Source organism: Streptomyces sediminimaris (assembly GCF_047049295.1).
Taxonomy (GTDB): Bacteria; Actinomycetota; Actinomycetes; order Streptomycetales; family Streptomycetaceae; genus Streptomyces; species Streptomyces sediminimaris.
Genome location: NZ_JBJWOT010000001.1, coordinates 476,796 through 490,892 on the forward strand (window position 1 = coordinate 476,796; position 14,097 = coordinate 490,892).

The 14,097-nt window shown below is 75.2% G+C and carries 12 protein-coding genes, 1 tRNA gene and 1 pseudogene; 5 read left to right on the forward strand and 9 right to left on the reverse strand.

Annotation, left to right across the window (positions count from 1 at the left end; genetic code table 11):
* Nucleotide 1 precedes the first annotated feature (1 nt).
* Nucleotides 2-367 (reverse strand): hypothetical protein, encoded by a 366-nt coding sequence (locus tag ACJ9NR_RS02200; protein ID WP_412490082.1) that lies wholly within the window; start codon nt 365-367, stop codon nt 2-4.
* Between the two features lie 255 nt (nt 368-622).
* On the opposite strand from ACJ9NR_RS02200, the gene selA reads away from it, so the two are divergent.
* Nucleotides 623-1,999 (forward strand): L-seryl-tRNA(Sec) selenium transferase, encoded by a 1,377-nt coding sequence (gene selA, locus ACJ9NR_RS02205; RefSeq protein ID WP_412490081.1) that lies wholly within the window; start codon nt 623-625, stop codon nt 1,997-1,999.
* 12 nt (nt 2,000-2,011) lie between these two features.
* Nucleotides 2,012-3,754: pseudogene (locus ACJ9NR_RS02210) on the forward strand (SelB domain-containing protein); the annotation flags it as partial.
* A gap of 35 nt (nt 3,755-3,789) precedes the next feature.
* Here ACJ9NR_RS02210 and ACJ9NR_RS02215 read toward each other — a convergent pair.
* A tRNA-Sec gene (locus ACJ9NR_RS02215) sits at nt 3,790-3,882 on the reverse strand.
* A gap of 34 nt (nt 3,883-3,916) precedes the next feature.
* Here ACJ9NR_RS02215 and selD point away from each other — a divergent pair.
* On the forward strand, nt 3,917-4,936 hold the full coding sequence (gene selD, locus ACJ9NR_RS02220; RefSeq protein ID WP_412490080.1) for a selenide, water dikinase SelD: 1,020 nt from the start codon (nt 3,917-3,919) through the stop codon (nt 4,934-4,936).
* A 31-nt stretch (nt 4,937-4,967) separates the two neighbouring features.
* On the opposite strand, the gene fdh is transcribed toward selD, so the two are convergent.
* Nucleotides 4,968-8,228 (reverse strand): formate dehydrogenase, encoded by a 3,261-nt coding sequence (gene fdh / locus ACJ9NR_RS02225; protein WP_412490079.1) that lies wholly within the window; start codon nt 8,226-8,228, stop codon nt 4,968-4,970.
* A 3-nt stretch (nt 8,229-8,231) separates the two neighbouring features.
* Nucleotides 8,232-8,615 carry a hypothetical protein gene (locus ACJ9NR_RS02230; protein WP_412490078.1) on the reverse strand — a complete coding sequence of 128 codons (384 nt, stop codon included), beginning with the start codon at nt 8,613-8,615 and terminating at the stop codon, nt 8,232-8,234.
* 193 nt (nt 8,616-8,808) lie between these two features.
* Here ACJ9NR_RS02230 and ACJ9NR_RS02235 point away from each other — a divergent pair, with 193 nt between their 5' ends.
* A complete protein-coding gene (locus ACJ9NR_RS02235; protein ID WP_412512675.1) occupies nt 8,809-9,477 on the forward strand; it encodes a haloacid dehalogenase type II in 669 nt (222 codons plus the stop codon).
* Here the strand turns inward: ACJ9NR_RS02235 and nrfD are convergent.
* Nucleotides 9,443-10,504: an NrfD/PsrC family molybdoenzyme membrane anchor subunit gene (gene nrfD / locus ACJ9NR_RS02240; protein WP_412490077.1), complete on the reverse strand. Its 1,062-nt coding sequence runs from the start codon at nt 10,502-10,504 to the stop codon at nt 9,443-9,445. The two genes, ACJ9NR_RS02235 and nrfD, sit on opposite strands and share 35 nt — an antisense overlap.
* Nucleotides 10,501-11,562, reverse strand: coding sequence for a 4Fe-4S dicluster domain-containing protein (locus ACJ9NR_RS02245; RefSeq protein ID WP_412490076.1), 1,062 nt, complete (start codon nt 11,560-11,562; stop codon nt 10,501-10,503). Before ACJ9NR_RS02245 ends, nrfD begins: the two co-directional genes overlap by 4 nt.
* 328 nt (nt 11,563-11,890) lie before the next feature.
* Here ACJ9NR_RS02245 and ACJ9NR_RS02250 point away from each other — a divergent pair, with 328 nt between their 5' ends.
* The gene (locus tag ACJ9NR_RS02250; RefSeq protein ID WP_412490075.1) at nt 11,891-12,193 is read left to right on the forward strand and encodes a thiamine pyrophosphate-binding protein; all 303 of its coding nucleotides are present in this window, start codon (nt 11,891-11,893) and stop codon (nt 12,191-12,193) included.
* 27 nt (nt 12,194-12,220) lie between these two features.
* Here the strand turns inward: ACJ9NR_RS02250 and ACJ9NR_RS02255 are convergent, their stop codons facing one another.
* From ACJ9NR_RS02255 to ACJ9NR_RS02265, 3 genes are all read right to left on the reverse strand, one after another.
* Nucleotides 12,221-12,619, reverse strand: coding sequence for an SseB family protein (locus ACJ9NR_RS02255; RefSeq protein WP_412490074.1), 399 nt, complete (start codon nt 12,617-12,619; stop codon nt 12,221-12,223).
* Between the two features lie 117 nt (nt 12,620-12,736).
* Nucleotides 12,737-12,880, reverse strand: coding sequence for a hypothetical protein (locus ACJ9NR_RS02260; protein WP_412490073.1), 144 nt, complete (start codon nt 12,878-12,880; stop codon nt 12,737-12,739).
* Nucleotides 12,881-13,020: 140 nt separating this feature from the next.
* Nucleotides 13,021-14,010, reverse strand: coding sequence for an ArsR/SmtB family transcription factor (locus tag ACJ9NR_RS02265; RefSeq protein ID WP_412490072.1), 990 nt, complete (start codon nt 14,008-14,010; stop codon nt 13,021-13,023).
* Between the last annotated feature and the right edge of the window lie 87 nt (nt 14,011-14,097).

The following is a 14,097-nucleotide window of genomic DNA, read 5'->3' on the forward strand; positions in this document are numbered from 1 at the left end:
ATCACGCGGCCGCGGTGAACGCCACCGCCACGGCGATGTCGGCGCGCGCGTGGACGACCAGCCGGGTGCCGCCGGTGTCGGCGTTCGCCTCCAACTGCCGCCGCGCGGGGGCGCTGTGGGTTGCCACGGACATCAGAACGCCGAGGCGGTTGCACATACGGTGGGCGCTCAGCACCGCGCGGACCGCCGCGCGGCTCGCGGCCTGCTCGTCCAGGACGACGACGGCGGGCACCGGCTCGTGCGCACGGACCAGATGGCCTATCTCCGCCGCGAGGGCGGCCTGCCCCGCGGCACCTGGATCGCGGTGTACGTCGATGACGAGCACACCCTGCTCGAACCTGTGAGAGACCGTCGTGTCCGCTTCCATGAACTGTGCCTTCCGCGCGAGTACCCCGCGCCGGCGCCACGGCGGCGCCGGCTTCTCGGGCAGTGGCCGAATACCGGGTTCGGGGGGTACCCGCCCGGCCGCCGGTGAATCTCCCGCCCTTCCCCGCTTCACGCGCGGACGGGCGGGCGGGCACGGTACCCGTCCGCTCCAGCGTGTCGGCCGGCCGGTTCGGGGCACTGGGAGACGATGAACGTCCTCAGGCAGCCGGAGGCGGATGGCGGAGACGGGAGCCGGATGGAGCCACGCAGCAGGCCGACGACAGGTGGTGCGCGGCACGGAGAGGGTGCCGCGCTCACGTCGCCGTCCCCCCGCCCGGCCGCCGACGCGCGACGGCTGATCCCGCGCACCGACGCCCTGCTCCGCGACCCGCGGCTGGCCGAGGCCGCGGACCGGCTCGGAGCGCCCGTCGTCAAGGAGGCGATCCGGGAGGCGCAGCGGCGGGCGCGGGCCGGCCGGCTCGCGCCCCGGGACGTGGCCGAGGAGGCGGTCGCGCTGCTGCCGGACACCGCGTGCGGGCTGCGCGCGGTGATCAACGCCACCGGAGTGCTGCTGCACACCAATCTCGGCCGGGCCCCGCTGTCAAAGGCGGCCCGGCGCGCGGTGGCCGGGGCCGCGGGCCCGACCGACGTCGAACTCGACCTGGACACCGGCGTACGGGCCCGTCGCGGGCGTACGGCGCTACGGGCCCTGCACGACCGGGTGCCGGCCGCGGCCGCCGTGCACGTGGTCAACAACGGCGCCGCCGCACTGGTCCTCGCGGCCACCGCGCTCGCGGCAGGCAAGGAGATCGTCGTCAGCCGCGGTGAGATGGTGGAGATCGGGGACGGCTTCCGGCTGCCGGACCTGCTGGTGTCCACCGGCGCGCGACTGCGCGAGGTCGGCACCACCAACCGCACGACCGCCGACGACTACGCCGCCGCCATCGGGCCGGACACGGGTTTCGTGCTGAAGGTGCACCCGTCCAACTTCCTCATGACCGGCTTCACCCGGGCGGCGGACATCGCCGAGCTGGCCGCCCTGGACGTCCCGGTCGTCGTCGACATCGGCTCCGGGCTGCTCGCCCCCCATTCCCTGCTCCCGGCCGAGCCGGACGCCGAGACCCAGCTGCGCGCCGGCGCCCGGCTCGTCACGGCGAGCGGTGACAAGCTGCTCGGCGGACCGCAGTGCGGACTGCTGCTGGGCGACGCGGACCTGGTGCGTGCCCTGTCCCGGCACCCCCTCGCGCGCGCCCTGCGCGTGGACAAGCTGACGCTGGCCGCCCTGGAGGCCACCCTCACCGGTCCGCCCACGCCGACCGCCGCGGGCCTGACGGCCGACCCCGCCGCCCTGCGCGCCCGGGCCGACCGGCTCGCCGCCTCCCTGAGGGCGGACGGCACCGACGTACGGGTCGTCGAGAGCGCCGCGACCGTCGGCGGCGGCGGCGCGCCCGGGGTGACGCTGCCCAGCGCCGCGCTGTCCCTGCCGGAGCCGTTCGCCGCCTCCCTGCGCGCCGGACGGGACCCGGTCGTCGGGCGGCTGGAGGCGGGCCGCTGCCTGCTGGACCTGCGGGCGGTGCCGCCCGAGGACGACGAACGGCTGGGCCGCGCGGTGCGCGCGGCCGCGCAGAGCTAGGAGGCGGACACGATGCGGGTGGTGGCCACCGCCGGTCACGTCGACCACGGCAAGTCGGCCCTGGTCCGGGCGCTGACCGGCATGGAACCGGACCGCTTCGAGGAGGAGCGGCGCAGGGGGCTCACCCTCGACCTGGGCTTCGTGTGGACCCGGCTCGGCCCGGACGGCGAGGAGCTCGCGTTCGTGGACGTGCCCGGCCACGAGCGGTTCGTGGCGACCATGCTCGCCGGGGTCGGACCCGTGCCCGCGGTGCTCTTCGTCGTCGCCGCCGACCAGGGCTGGCAGCCCCAGTCCGAGGAGCACCTGGCGATCCTCGACGCGCTCGGCGTGCGGCACGCCGTCCTCGCGGTCACCCGCAGCGACCTGGCGGACCCCCGGCCGGTCCTGGCCGACGCGGCCGAGCGGATGGCCGCCACCTCGCTCGGTGCCGTGCCCGCCCTCGCGGTCAGCTCGGTGACCGGTGCGGGCCTCGACCGGCTGCGCACGGAGCTGGCCCTGCTGACGTCCTCGCTGCCCGCCCCGCCCGCCGACGCCGAGGTGCGGCTGTGGCTGGACCGGGCCTTCACGGTGCGCGGCCACGGCACCGTGGTCACCGGCACCCTCGGATCCGGCACCCTGCGCGTCGGGGACCGGCTGGTGACCGGCGACGGGGCGAGCGTGCTGCGGATACGCGGACTGCAGTCCCTGCACCAGGACCGCGACCGCGTCAGCGGCGTGGCACGGGTGGCCGTCAACGTGCACGGGCCCGGCGCGGACACGCTGCGGCGGGGAGACGTCCTGCTGACGCCGGAGCGCTGGCTGCGCACCGCCCTCGTCGACGTCCGGGTCGTCGGGGAACCCGCCGCCGACCTGCCGCGCACCGTCACCCTGCACATCGGCACCGCCGCCGTCCCGGTCACCGTCCGCCCGCTGGGCGAGGACACGGCCCGGCTGACCCTGAGCCGGGAACTGCCGCTGCGCATCGGCGACCGCGCGGTGCTGCGCGAACCGGGAGGCGGCCGGGTGCCCTGTGCGGCGACCATGCTCGACGTCCGTCCGCCCCGGCTGGCCCGGCGCGGCGCGGGCCGCGCCCGAGCGGCGGAGCTCACGGCCATGACCGGCGCCCCGGACGCCGCGGCGGAGCTGCGGCGGCGCGGACTGATCCGGCGCCCGCGGCTGCTGGCCATGGGCGTCCCGGCGCCAGCCGCACCGGTCGCCGGGGACTGGCTGGCCGACCCCGCCCACTGGGCGCGGCTGGGAGAGCGTCTGGTCGACGAGGTGGAGCGGCACGCCAAGGAGCACGCGCTGGATCCCGGCCTGCCGACGGAGGCCGCCCGCCGCCTGCTGGGCCTGCCCGACCGGTCGCTCATCGACGCGCTCGCCGCCTCCGCTCCCGAACTGTCCCTCCGGCAGGGCCGGTTGTACGGCGCCGACAGCGCGCGTCCCGCCCTGCCGCCCGCCGTCGAGGCGGCCGTGGAAGCCGTCCGCGGCGATCTGGCGGGCACCCCCTTCCGCGCTCCCGACGCCGGCCGGCTCGCCGGGCTGGGGCTCGACCGCAAGGCGGTGGCCGCCGCGGAGAGCGCCGGAGCGCTGCTGCGGGTCGCCGACGGGATCGTGCTGCTGCCGGGCGCCGACGCGCGGGCCGCCGCGGTCCTGGCCCGGCTGCCGCAGCCGTTCACGCTGAGCGAGGCCCGCAAGGCGCTGGACACCACCCGGCGCGTCGCCGTACCGCTGCTGGAGCACCTGGACGCCCGGGGGTACACCGAGCGCGTGGACGACCAGCGGCGCCGCTGCAGTCAGGGGTCGGGGAGCGGAGGCGGACGGGAATCGAACCCGCCTGCCCGAGATCCTCGGGCACCTCGGTTTTGAAGACCGGGAGGGCCACCAGGCACCCACACGCCTCCACCGACCGCAAGGCTAGTTCCCCAGGAGACCGATGTGACACCGACGACTCGCCAGGAAGACGTACGACTGACCCAGTTCGCCCACGGCGGCGGGTGCGCGTGCAAGATCCCGCCGGGAGAGCTCGAGGAGGTCGTCAGCGGCCTGACGGCTGCCCCGCCGGCCGGGGCCGACAGCCCGCTGCTGGTCGGCCTCGACACCGGCGACGACGCGGCCGTCGTCACGCTGCCCGGGCAGGAGGGCACGGCCGTGGTGTCCACCGCGGACTTCTTCACCCCCGTCGTCGACGACCCCTACGACTGGGGCCGCATCGCCGCCGCCAACGCCCTGTCCGACGTGTACGCGATGGGCGGGCGGCCGGTCGTCGCCGTCAACCTGCTGGCCTGGCCCCGCGACCGGCTGCCGTTCGCCCTGGCCCGTGAGGTGCTGCGCGGCGGCCTCGACGTGGCCGCCGAGGCGGGCTGCCACGTCGGCGGCGGACACAGCGTCGACGACCCCGAGCCCAAGTACGGCATGGCCGTCACCGGCGTGGCCGACCCGGCGCGGCTGCTGCGCAACGACACCGGGCGCGCCGGTCTGCCGCTGTCCCTGACCAAGCCGCTGGGCCTGGGCGTGCTCAACAACCGGCACAAGGCCACCGGCGAGCGGTTCGAGCAGGCGATCGCCACGATGACGGCGCTGAACCGGGAGGCCTCCGCCGCGGCACTGGCCGCCGGGGTGACGTGCGCCACCGACGTCACCGGCTTCGGCCTGCTCGGCCATCTGCACAAGCTGGCCCGCGCCTCCGGCGTGACGGCGGTCATCGACACGACCGCCGTGCCGTACGTGGAGGGCGCCCGGGAGGCGGTCCGCGACGGCTACGTCAGCGGCGGCACGCGGCGCAACCTGGAGTGGGTGGCGCCGTACACCGACTTCGGGGGCACGGACGCCGACACCCGGCTGCTGCTGGCCGACGCGCAGACCTCCGGCGGTCTGCTGGTGGCCGGGGAGGTGCCGGGGGCGCCGGTGATCGGCGAGCTCCTGCCGGGCGGGCCCCACTCGATCGTGCTGAAGTGATCGCGGGGCCCGCCCGGCCCCTGACGCGGCATCAGGGCTGCGTGCCCGTGTGCTCGTCGATGCCCGCCCGCACCCGGTAGGCCCGCACCAGCTGGCGCGAGGCCTCGCCGCGCGGGCGCCGGCCGGACCGGATGTCGACGGCGAAGGCCTTGCTCTCCTGGATGTGGGTGTTGGGGTCGAGGGACAGGTGCAGCAGTTCGTTGGCCGCGTCGCCCGTGCTGTAGCCGTTCGGGCCCCAGTGGTAGGGCAGCCCGACCTGGTGCAGCCTGCGCCCCTGCACCCTCAGCGGGGCCATCCGGTCGGTGACCAGCACCCGTGCCTCCACGACGCCCCGCGCGCTGACGATCGTCGCCCAGCCGGCGTGCTCCAGACCGCGCTCGGCGGCGAGCTCCGGCGAGACCTCGCAGAAGAACTCCGGCTGCAGCTCCGCGAGGTAGGGCAGCCAGCGGGACATGCCGCCCGCCGTGTGGTGCTCGGTGAGCCGGTAGGTGGTGGCCACGTACGGGTACACCTCCGAGCCGGGTTCGGTGCCGCTGGGCTGGTAGCGGTTGCCGGGATGCGGCGGCATCAACTGCCGTACCGGGTTGCGCTGCTGGCGGTAGAGCAGGTTCGGGAACGGCGAGTCCTGCGGCTCGTAGTGCGAGGGCAGCGGGCCGTCGGCGATCCCGGAGGGCGTGTACAGCCATGCCTTTCCGTCGGCCTGCATGATGAACGGGTCCTTGCCGGACAGGGCGTCCGCGGCCGTCGCGTCCGGCGGGGGCTGGTAGTGGGGGGACTTGGTGGGCACGAAGTCGGGGACGTCGTGCCCGACCCACTTCTGCTCTTCCTCGTCCCACCACACCAGGGCCTTGCGCTCGCTCCACGGCTTGCCGTCGGGATCGGCGGAGGCGCGGTTGTACAGGATGCGCCGGTTGGCCGGCCAGGCCCAGGCCCACTCCTTCGCCACCCAGTTCTGCTCCCTGCCCGGCTTGCGGCGGGCCGCCTGGTTGACGCCGTCGGCGTAGACCCCGCAGTAGATCCAGCAGCCGCAGGAGGTGGAGCCGTCGGGCTCGAGCTGCTCGTAGGAGGACAACGGGTCGCCCTCGGCGTCGTGGCCGTTGATCTCGGCGAGCACGGCCTCGGCGTCCGGTTCGGCCAGTTCCCCCTCGACCGGGTAGTCCCAGGTCAGGTCGAGCACCGGCGCGTCCATGGCGTCGGTGGAGGCGGCCAGCTTCTCACGGATGATCCGTCCGAGGTGGTACGTGAACCACAGATCGCTGCGGGACTCCCCCGGCGGCTGCACGGCCTGGTGGTGCCACTGCAGCATCCGCTGGGTGTTGGTGAAACTCCCGTCCTTCTCGGTGTGCGCCGCGGCCGGCAGGAAGAACACCTCGGTGCCGATGTCCTCGGTGCGCATCTCGCCGGTCTCGATCTCCGGGCCGTCCTTCCACCACGTGGCCGACTCGATCAGGGAGAAGTCCCGTACGACGAGCCAGTCCAGGTTGGCCATCCCCCGGCGCATCAGCCTGGCGTTGGCGTTGCCGACCGCCGGGTTCTCGCCGTACAGGAAGTAGCCCTTGCAGACGCCCTCCATCTGGGCCATCGCCGTCTCGTAGGCGGAGTGCGAGCCGGTCAGCCGCGGCAGGTAGTCGAAGCAGAAGTCGTTGTCGGCCGTGGCGGCCTCTCCCCAGTACGCCTTGAGCAGACTGACCAGGTAGGAGCGCATGTTGCCCCAGTAGCCCTTGCGCGCCGACTCCCCCGCGACGAAGGCGTCCAGGTCCTCGTTCTTGTGGGCGTGCGGCATGGGGATGTAGCCGGGCAGCAGGTTGAACAGGGTGGGGATGTCCGTGGAGCCCTGGATGGAGGCGTGGCCGCGCAGCGCGAGGATGCCGCCGCCCGGCCGGCCGATGTTGCCCAGCAGGCCCTGCAGCACGGCGGCGGCGCGGATGTACTGCACGCCGACCGTGTGCTGGGTCCAGCCGACCGCGTAGGCGAAGGCCGTCGTGCGGTCCCGGCCGGAGTTGTCCGCCACCAGCTCGCACACCTGGCGGAACAGGTCCTGTGGCACACCGCAGATCTCCTCGACCATCTCGGGCGTGTAGCGGGCGTAGTGCCGCTTGAGGACCTGGAAGACGCAGCGCGGGTGAGTGAGCGTCTCGTCGCGTTCGGGCTCGCCCTCGCCGATGTCCGCGCCGCCGGAGCCGTGGCTCTCGCCGGGCGCGGCCTCGGTCACCGAGCTGCCGCCGCCGGTGCGCTCCTCGTACTCCTGGTCGCGCTGGCCGGACGCGGCCTGCACCTCCATGCCCTCGTACTGCCAGCTGCTGTTGTCGTAGCTGCGGCTGTCGGGGTCGAGGCCGGAGAAGACGCCCTCCAGGTCCTCGGTGTCACGGAAGTCCTCACGCAGGATCACGGGGGCGTTGGTGTAGGCCACCACGTAGTCCCGGAAGTACTTGTCGTTCTGCAGGACGTGGTTGATGATCCCGCCGAGGAAGGCGATGTCCGAGCCCGCGCGCAGCGGCACGTGCACGTCGGCCAGGGCGCTGGTGCGGGTGAAGCGCGGGTCGACGTGGATCACCTTCGCGCCGCGGGCCTTGGCCTCCATCACCCACTGGAACCCGACCGGATGGCACTCGGCCATGTTCGAGCCCTGGATGACGATGCAGTCGGAGTTCTGCAGGTCCTGCTGGAAGGTGGTCGCGCCACCGCGTCCGAACGAGGTTCCCAGACTGGGAACGGTGGAGGAGTGTCAAACGCGCGCCTGGTTCTCGATCTGGATCGCTCCGAGCGCGGTGAACAACTTCTTGATCAGGTAGTTCTCCTCGTTGTCGAGCGTGGCGCCGCCCAGGCTCGCGATGCCGAGGGTGCGCCGGGTGCGGGTGCCGTCGACCTCCCACTGCCAGCCGGCGCGCCGGGACTCGATGACCCGGTCGGCGATCATGTCCATCGCGGTGTCGAGGTCCAGGTGCTCCCACTCGGTGCCGTGCGGGCGCCGGTAGAGGACCTGGTGCTCGCGGGCACCGCCGGTGGTCAGCTGAAGGCTGGCGGAACCCTTGGGGCACAGGCGGCCGCGGGAGACCGGGGAGTCGGGGTCGCCCTCGATCTGGGTGACCTCGCCGTTCTCGACGTAGACGTTCTGCCCGCAGCCCACCGCGCAGTAGGGGCAGACCGACTTCACGACGCGGTCCGCGCTCGCCACCCGGGGTGTCAGCCGCTCGCTGCGCCCGCTCTTCGCGGCGGCGCCGCGGCCGAGCGGGTCGGTGCCCGTGAGCTGGCGGTAGACCGGCCAGGAGTCGATCCAGGTACGGACTCCCATGGTTCAGTCCTCCGGTTCGGTTCCCGTACGGCCGGCGGGGCGCCCGCCGAGCATGTCCATCACGTGGTCGTAGAGCGCCGCCGCGGTCCCGGCGGTGGCCACCGCCGACGGTGGCGGCTGCCGCGGAACGCGGGGGCGCGGGCGGGCCGGCGCGGCCCACCACGCCCGGACGGTGCGCTCACCCAGCCGTTCCCGCTGCTCCTGCACGAGATTCTCCCTGAGGCCGGCGAGGACGGCATCCTCGGGCGGCACGTGCCGCCGTGCCTGCGAGACGAGTTCCTCGACGAGGTCGACGAACGTCCCGGTACCGGGGGGTGCCTCGCGCGGGGCCGCTTCGAGGTCCGGGCCGTCCGCGGACGGGCTCAGCAGCCGGCTCCGGCTCGGCATGGGCGCCGCCCTCCTTCTCCGTACGTGTTCTCCGTACGTGTTCTCCGTGCGTGTGATGTTCCGGAGCGCGGAGTACCCGCCCCGTCCGGACCGAAACGAACCGGCCTCCTCCGGGGGAAGGTGTCGACGAGGCGGACAGCGGGGACCTTGAAGGGCGGTGTGCACAACCGTCGCCGTGAGACAGGTGATCCCCTTGCCCCGTGCCCCTCTCCCCCGCGTGCTGGTCTTCGACGTCAACGAGACCCTGACCGACATGGCTCCGCTCGCCGCCCGGCTGACGGACATCGGGCTGCCGGGGCATGTGCTGCCCGCCTGGTTCGCGGGCGTGCTGCGCGACGGTGTGGCGCTGACGCTGGCCGGCGGCCGGGCGACGTTCGCGGACATCGCGGGCGACGTGCTGCGGACGCTGCTGGCGCGGCAGGCGCCCGCGGCCGATCCGCGGGAGGCCGTGGCGCACGTCCTGGACGGACTCCCCCGGCTGCCCGTGCATCCGGACGTCCCCGAAGGTGTCCGGGCGCTGCACACGGCCGGGCACCGCCTGCTCACCCTGACCAACGGTTCGGCGGGCACCACGCGCGCGGTGCTCGGACAGGCGGGTCTCGCGGACTGCTTCGAGGCGCACCTGGACGTGCAGGAGGCGGGCGCCTGGAAGCCCTCGCCCGCCGCCTACGCCCACGCGGTGCGGACGGCGGGCGTGTCCGCCGCGGAGGCCATGCTGGTCGCGGTCCATCCCTGGGACGTCGACGGCGCCGCCCGGGCCGGTCTCGCCACCGCCTGGGTGCGGCGGGAGCCCGGGCCGTATCCGTCCACGATGCGCCCGGCGGACGTCACCGCGGCCGGTGTGGACGACCTCGCTCGCTGACCTGCCGCTCGCCCCGGGACTCCGCGAGCCGCTCCCGCTGCGGCACGACCGTGTACTTCGGGTCCTCGGCGGAGGCGACCCCGGCCTGGAAGAGGCCGAACCGCAGTGCCGCCGAACCGGTCAGCAGCGCCGCTCCGGCCACCGCCGCGAGGGCCCGGTCGCGCCGCCGGCCCGCGAGCGCGGCGAGCGCCGCGCCGCCCGCGGTGAGGACGTCCGCGGCGCGCAGCAGCAGCTGCGGCCGGCCCTGCTCCAGCGGCTCGGCCGACAGGCCCATCCGCCGCTTCATCGCCTGGAACGCGCCCAGTTCCAGGACCGCGCCCAGGACCGCCGCCCGCCGGGCCGGCCCCGTCTCCTCCACGGGCGCCGCCGCGAGCGCCAGCCCCGCCGCCGCCGTGGCGCCCGAGCCGGCGAACACGAACGGCATCTCCCGGTACCCCTCGTGCCAGGAGGGCACCGCCGTGTCCGAGATCAGGACGGCCGTGTACGTCACGACCGCGGGGCCGAGAGCGGCGGCCGCCACGGTCGCGGCCGAGCCGACGAGGCGGTACCGGCCGGCCACGTCGCTCGCCGCGGCGGCCATGGTCACCGGGGCGTAGGCCGCCAGCAGCCAGGAGCCGACGCTCATCGGCGAGGTCGGCTTGAACACGCGCAGCATGTTCAGGAAGCGGCTCGGCCGGCCGAGGTCGTGCACGAGCGCGGCCAGCGACAGCGAGACGCCGCCCGCCGCCCCCAGTTTCGCCGCCCGGGCCATCCCCGGGCGCCCGGTGAGCTGCGCCCCGGCCGCCAGCAGGGAGGAGCCGCCCGCGAGCCCGCCCAGGTAGAGGTAGCCCGCGATGTCGAGGGGCTGCCAGGTCGGCTTGTTCAGCACCGGTGTGCCGTAGTACGAGGAGAACTCCGCGTCCGGCACCATGGACCGCTCGCCGCGCCCCCGGCGGCGCCGGCGGCGTCCCGCCCCGGCCCCGGTCAGCGCGTCCCGTCCGGGCCGCGCGCCCTCGACGCCCTGGCGTGTCACGTCCGATCCGGTCATCGCGGCCTCCTGACGGAACCCCTGACGAAGCTGGTGACGGCCAGGGCGGCGAGCGAGGCGGCGGCCAGTGCCGCGTGCCGCCACATGTCCGGCAGGTCCCGGGTGGTGACGACCGGGTCCGGCGGCAGGCCGTAGACCTCCGGTTCGTCCAGCAGCAGGAAGAACGCGCCGTCGCCGCCGACCCCGTCGCCGGGGTCCTCGCCGTACAGCCGCGCGTCGGTGACGCCGGTCGCGTGCAGCTGGGCCACGCGGGCCGATGCCCGCTCCCGCAGCTCGTCCAGGGGACCGAACTGGATGGACTCGGTGGGACACGCCTTGGCGCAGGCCGGTTCCATGCCGACGCCCAGCCGGTCGTAGCACAGCGTGCACTTCCAGACCCGGCCGTCCTCCTTGCGCTGGTCGATGACGCCGTAGGGGCAGGCGGGCACGCAGTAGCCGCAGCCGTTGCAGATGTCCTCCTGGACGACGACCGTGCCGAACTCGGTGCGGAAGAGCGATCCGGTGGGGCACACGTCGAGACAGGCCGCGTGCGTGCAGTGCTTGCAGACGTCGGAGGACATCAGCCAGCGCAGCTCGGTGCGGCCGTCGGCGGCGACCGGGGAGATCTGCCCGGTGGGCGCACCCGCCGTTGCGGTGTCCGGTGCCGGTGCCGTGGCCCCGGGGCCGGGCGAGGAGGGGCCGGTGCCCAGCTGCCGGGCCGCGTCGAAGACGTCGACGCCCTCGTGGGAGACACCCGGTTCCTGGCCGCCCAGCGGTTTGCGCTGCTCGATGAAGGCCACGTGCCGCCAGGTGTCCGCGCCGAGTCCCCCGGTGTTGTCGTAGGACATGCCGGTCAGCTGCAGGCCGTCCTCGGGGATGGCGTTCCACTCCTTGCAGGCCACCTCGCAGGCCTTGCAGCCGATGCACACGGAGGTGTCGGTGAAGAAGCCCATGCGGGACGGGGCGTCCGGATGGCCGGCCACGCCCGCCACATCGGGCTGCGGCCCGTACAGCAGGCCCTCGCCCTCCGCGTCCGGCGGCCGCGCGCGGAGCGCTTCGCCGGAGCCGCTGTCGGTCATGGCTCGACCTCCTTGTCCACCAGGTCGGTTGTCGTCGCCGTCGGACTCGCCCGGACCGGCGCGCACCGGCCCGCGCCCGCCCCGCGCACCCGCCGCGCCGGGACTCCGCCTCCGGTGCTCCGCCCTCCGAGCCTGGCACGGGTGCCCTCGGCCCGCGCGGCTGAAACGGCCGGTCGGGGCGCGGCGGCCCGGGTGCGGGTCCGGGGGCGGCGGCGGTGCGGGGCGACGGCGGCCCCGCTGTTCGGCGGCCGGGCCCAGGGGCCACCCGGAACCGCCGGGATCGTGGCGTCACCGGCCGTCGGCTGCCTGGGAGGTCCTTGTGGCGAGCGTGTCCGAGAGGGTGGCGGGCCGGCTGCGGGCCTGGGGCGTGGAGCCGGTGTTCGGGACGCCGGGACGGGACGTGGACGCCTTGATCGACGCGCTCGGCGGGGACCCGGGTTTCGTGCAGACGCGCAACGAGGAGTCGGCCGCGCCGATGGCCTGCGCGCACGCCCAGCGAACCGGCGACGCGGGCTGCCGCCTCGCCCCGCCGGGCGCCGGCGCGCTGCGACTGCTCGGTGTCCTGCACGACCCCGTACTGGACCGGCAGCCGGCGGTGGCCCTCGCCGGGCGGCCGCCGGCCGGGCGGTGACCGGCGCTCCCCCGGCCGCCGTCACCGTCAGTCGTCCGCGCGGTCCAGCAGGTCCTTGACGCCCCGGGCGGTCAGTGCCAGCTCCTCGGGCGTGCCGGCGTCGATGACGAGTGCCAGCTGCTCGGACGGCCAGCGGTGGGCGAGCGCGCCGAGCTGGATCTGGCGATGCTCCGTGATGCGCGGGAACGCCTGCTGCATGCGGGCCTGCGAGGTGAACACCGGCACCAGCTCGGTGCCGTCCTGCTGCTCGTAGACGGGCAGGGTCACCGTGCCGGGAGGCTGGTCACCGGCGGGGCCGCCGGTCGGGATCAGGACCTCGCTGCCGGCGAGGGTGTCGAGTTCCGTCTGGTCCGCTTCGCCCGCGACCACCGCCCGCAGGGCCAGCTGGACGGCGGAGGCGGCACCGTTGGGGAAGTACTCAGTCACGGGTCGGTCCGTTCCGTGGGTGGGACATGCCCGGGGACGTGTGCCGTCCCCGGGCGGGCTGCGGCCCGGGTACCCGGAGCCGCACCCGTTCATGTGCCGCCCGCGTGTGCCGAGCCCTCAGCGGGCCACGGCCGTCGCCCACAGGGCGGCCACGACGACCACGGCGGCCGCGCCCAGCATCACGGACCGCGCCACCGCCAGCCACGGCGTCGCATACCGCCGCAGTGCGGACGCGCCGGGTCCGGTCTCTTCCTCACGCATGTGCCACTCCCCACCCTGGTTCCGCTCTGATCTCAACGAACGGCCGGGCGGGTTCCCAGGCCGGCGCCCGCCATGCCTGCCGCTGCGCCGCGCCATGGCCCGGGGCGTGCGTGGCCCGGGCCGGCGGACGGCCGCGCGGGCTATCCGCCGGCCACCAGCCCGTCCCCCAGTGCCGTCCGCTCGTACAGCACGAAGTAGCCCTGGCGGCGCGCGTCGAGCAGCCCCGCCGCGCGCAGGGCCGTGAGGTGGGAGGACACCGTGGACGGGGCCAGGCCGTGCCGGGCGGCGAGTTCCGTCGTGGAGGCGGGGACCGTCAGGCCGGCCAGCACGGCGGCGCGCTGGTGCCCCAGGAGGCGGGCGAGGGCCTCGGGCGGCTCCGGTGCGGGGCGGGTGTGCAGACGGCCCATGCCGCGGGCGGGGTAGATGACCGTCGGCTGCCAGGGCCGGGCGAAGCCGCTGACGACGTCCGGCCACACGAACACGCTGGGCATGAGCAGGATGCCGCGCCCGTCCGGGCGCTGCGCGTCCGCCTGGTCGCCGTACGTGCGCAGGGTGAGCCGGTGCCCGGTCCAGTCGATGCCGGGGTGCAGTCCGGTCAGGAGCGCGTCGAGCCCGCCGTCGGCCGCCAGCCGCGAGCGGTGGGCGATGTCGGCCGCCAGGACGGCGCGATGGCGGGGCCAGTCCGGGGCGAGCAGGGCGTGCCAGGCCAGTTCGGTGAGGTCGGCGAGGCGGCGGACCGTCCCGGCGGGGTCGTCGAGCGCGGCGCGGCCGGGCGGTGACGCCGCGAGGCCCGGTGTGCAGGCGAGCGAGCGGGCCATCTCCCCGCGCGCCAGGTCCGGGTCGGTGGCGCGCATCCGGGCCAGTTCGTCGTCGATGCGGGGGCAGGGCCCGTCGGGCGGCGGGCCGAGGAAGTCCGGGGTGTAGCCGCCGACGCGCGGGACGAACAGCCACAGGGGTGAGAGGTCGAGCCCGGCGAGCGTACGGCGCAGACGGCTCAGCCAGGCCCGGTGGTAGCCGTGCCGGGCGGGGCGGCGCAGCATGCGCAGCGCCTCGTGGGTCTGGCACAGCGGCGAGATCGCGAACCGGCAGCGCGTGAGGTCGTCCGCGCCGAGGTGCAGGGTCAGCGGCAAGGCGGCCTCCTGGGTGCGTGCGGCACATCCGGGTCGGGCCGGACGGGACGGATCCGATTCGGCCTGGATCGAAACAGTGGAAGTCCC

What these genes read in the sequence shown, in the direction of transcription:
- nrfD (WP_412490077.1), bottom strand. Translation starts at nt 10,504, where the DNA reads ATGACCGGATCGGACGTGACACGCCAGGGCGTCGAGGGCGCGCGGCCC.
- ACJ9NR_RS02230 (WP_412490078.1), bottom strand. Translation starts at nt 8,615, where the DNA reads ATGCCGAGCCGGAGCCGGCTGCTGAGCCCGTCCGCGGACGGCCCGGAC.
- selA (WP_412490081.1), top strand. Translation starts at nt 623, where the DNA reads ATGGAGCCACGCAGCAGGCCGACGACAGGTGGTGCGCGGCACGGAGAG.
- ACJ9NR_RS02200 (WP_412490082.1), bottom strand. Translation starts at nt 367, where the DNA reads ATGGAAGCGGACACGACGGTCTCTCACAGGTTCGAGCAGGGTGTGCTC.
- ACJ9NR_RS02245 (WP_412490076.1), bottom strand. Translation starts at nt 11,562, where the DNA reads ATGACCGACAGCGGCTCCGGCGAAGCGCTCCGCGCGCGGCCGCCGGAC.
- ACJ9NR_RS02260 (WP_412490073.1), bottom strand. Translation starts at nt 12,880, where the DNA reads ATGCGTGAGGAAGAGACCGGACCCGGCGCGTCCGCACTGCGGCGGTAT.